At 71.7% G+C, this 824-nt stretch carries 1 protein-coding gene and 1 pseudogene; one reads left to right on the forward strand and one right to left on the reverse strand.

The annotated features are described in order from the left end of the window. A pseudogene (locus tag ACLBYD_RS10040) lies at positions 1 to 214 on the reverse strand (hypothetical protein); the annotation flags it as partial. A gap of 240 nt (positions 215 to 454) precedes the next feature. Here ACLBYD_RS10040 and ACLBYD_RS10045 point away from each other — a divergent pair. After that, on the forward strand, positions 455 to 793 hold the full coding sequence (locus tag ACLBYD_RS10045; RefSeq protein ID WP_026061850.1) for an RNA polymerase-binding protein RbpA: 339 nt from the start codon (positions 455 to 457) through the stop codon (positions 791 to 793). Positions 794 to 824: the final 31 nt, after the last annotated feature.

Raw genomic sequence — 824 nt, forward strand, 5'->3', positions numbered from 1 at the left:
CCCGGAACGCGCGGTCGGCGAGCGCCTCGACCTCGGCGGCGGTGAGCACCACGGAATCCTCGGGCAGCCCGGCGCGGCGGGCGCTGCTGCGCTGCTCGTAAGCACGCTGCCGGCACGACTGGCGGCAGTACCGGCGTCGCCGGCCGGTGCCGATCTCCGGTACCGGGCGCCCGCACCACAGGCACGTGCTCGCTCGCGTGTCACGTCCGGTCACGAGCGTCACTGTACTGCCCGCCCGCACCCCCGGCGGGGCGGTGGGAACACCGGATGCGCGGCCGGTGAGGGCACGGTGCGCGTGGCGGTGCGGCGGGTCGGTAGACTTGCCCTTCGGCTCCTCGGTGGGCCGCGGGAACGGAATCGGCTCCGCCGACGTTGAGCACAGTGGACGTCGAGCTCGGCGTCGATGCCGCACGGCATCGTCACCCGGGCGGAGCACACAAGGAAGGACACCACCATGGCAGATCGTGTACTGCGAGGCAGCCGACTCGGGGCGGTGAGCTACGAAACCGACCGCGACCACGATCTGGCGCCGCGGCGAATCGCGCGCTACCGCTGCGACAACGGCGAGGAATACGACGTGCCGTTCGCGGACGACGCGGAGATCCCCGGCACCTGGATCTGCAAGAACGGCCTCGAAGGCACCCTGGTCGAGGGCGCCGCACCGGAGCCGAAGAAGGTCAAGCCGCCGCGCACCCACTGGGACATGCTGCTCGAGCGTCGCTCCATCGAGGAACTCGAGGACCTGCTCAAGGAGCGCCTGGATCTGCTCAAGGCCAAGCGCCGCGGCGCCTGACACCCACGCCGCCGAAACCCCGCCCGTGTGC

It is taken from the genome of Rhodococcus sp. C26F (assembly GCF_053345925.1).